This is a genomic window from Clostridium brassicae (genome assembly GCF_026738875.1).
Classification (GTDB): Bacteria; Bacillota; Clostridia; order Clostridiales; family Clostridiaceae; genus Clostridium_H; species Clostridium_H brassicae.
This window is the reverse complement of sequence record NZ_JAPQFJ010000056.1, coordinates 1-1,725: the sequence shown is the minus strand read 5'-3', so window position 1 is coordinate 1,725 and position 1,725 is coordinate 1. Positions and strand designations below refer to the sequence as shown.

Here is a 1,725-nt window from a genome sequence, read left to right as displayed (position 1 = left end):
TGAAGTGCCCCCTGTCAAGTAGACAGTGGAAAAAATAAAAAAATTCTATAACGCCAATCACTAAATGAAGGTTGACGTTATTTTTATGCTGTTAAATTCAACAGATATTGTCTATATTCTATAGGCGTCATACATTTCAAGCGTTTCTGATACCTGTGATTATTGTAATAATCTATGTATTCTATGATAGCAGCTTCTAATTCTGTATAAGAACTAAATTTTCTGAGATAATACATCTCCGATTTCATCATTCCCCAAAAGGCTTCCATTGGTCCGTTATCTATACATCTTGAAACTCTGGACATACTCTGAGTCATACCTGCATCATCTAATTTCCTTTTGAAAACCTTACTTGTATACTGAAAGCCACGGTCACTGTGAAAGATAGGTTTAGCATCAGGATATTGATTATGAGCAATATCAAAGGTTTTAAAAACAAGTTCATTATTATTTGAATGACCTATTACAAAGGATACAATGCTTTTATCTCCAAGATCCAGTATTGAGCTAAGATATGCCTTACCTCCAAGGCCATACTTCACCTCAGTTACATCTGTAAGCCACTTCTTTCCGAATCCATCTGCCTCAAACTCTCTGTTAAGGACGTTTCCTGCTGTGATTTCGGGTGTAGATTTGATATAATTCTTTCTCTTTCTGCGACATATGGACTTCAGGTTTAATATTTTCATCAGTCTATAAATTCTCTTATGGTTTACATTTAAACCATGCTCACGGTTGAGCTTTATTGTTATTTGGCGGTAGCCAAGGATACCATTTCGTTCTTCATAAGCATTCTTAATTAATGATAAAAGTTCTTTATTAAACTGCTCATTAGTGCTGTCTTTTCTCTTAAGCCATTTATAGTAGGATGACCTTTGTATACTTGCGAAATCGCATAATTCTGTTATTGGATATGACGCTGTATGGTGAAGTTCCTGTATTGTAAGATATATGAACTCATACCTTACCTGGCTTAGTATCGCCTTCTTTCTATCTCGTCTAATTTTTTTAAAAAATCAATCTCCATCTGTTGCCTGCGATTTTTTGCTTCAAGTAGTTTATTCTGCACCCTTAGTTTCTCCACCTCTGACATTTCGCCTTCCGGCTTTCTTTTGCCACGCTTGTCTAGAAGTGCTTCAATGCCGTTTTTCTCATACTTGGTAGTCCAGGAATATACCTGTTGATAAGATACCTGATATTTCTGAGCTGTTTCAGCATAATTATTTTGATGTTCAATACAATACTTAACTATTTCAACTCTTTCATCATAAGTGGTTTTTCTGCCATTAGTCATGATAGGTGTTCCTCCTGTTCCGGAAACTTTTAACTTCTCATGACCATTATACTTCAAAATCCAGTTACGCAACTGGCAAGTTGATTTAATACCGTATTTTCTACATATTTCCATGTGAGAGCCACCACCAGACAGATAATCTTGGATGGCTCTGGTCTTTAATTCTACAGTATAGACAGTATTCTTAGATGTATTAATCAGACCATTTGGTCCTAACGATCGATAAGTTTGAAGCCATTGTTCGGCAGAGGGCATAGAGACACCAATCAGTGTAGCTAAATGATTAAGTGAATCTTCTCCACGAAGATACTTTTCAATAACTTCTATCTTTTCTGATCCTGATATTTTTGCTTTGTGAGACATAAAAAAACTCCTCCTTACAGTAAACAGTTTTTATTATTTAAACTGTCTACCATAAGGGGAGCATATCA

General features: G+C 35.5%; 2 protein-coding genes. Both read right to left on the bottom strand.

Going from position 1 to position 1,725, the window contains the following annotated elements; translation table 11 throughout:
* Positions 1 to 83: 83 nt before the first annotated feature.
* Positions 84 to 980, bottom strand: coding sequence for an IS3 family transposase (locus OW729_RS19310; protein ID WP_268063154.1), 897 nt, complete (start codon positions 978 to 980; stop codon positions 84 to 86).
* Positions 974 to 1,657, bottom strand: coding sequence for a transposase (locus tag OW729_RS19305; protein ID WP_268063153.1), 684 nt, complete (start codon positions 1,655 to 1,657; stop codon positions 974 to 976). The genes OW729_RS19310 and OW729_RS19305 overlap by 7 nt, the downstream gene beginning before the upstream one ends.
* Positions 1,658 to 1,725 lie beyond the last annotated feature (68 nt).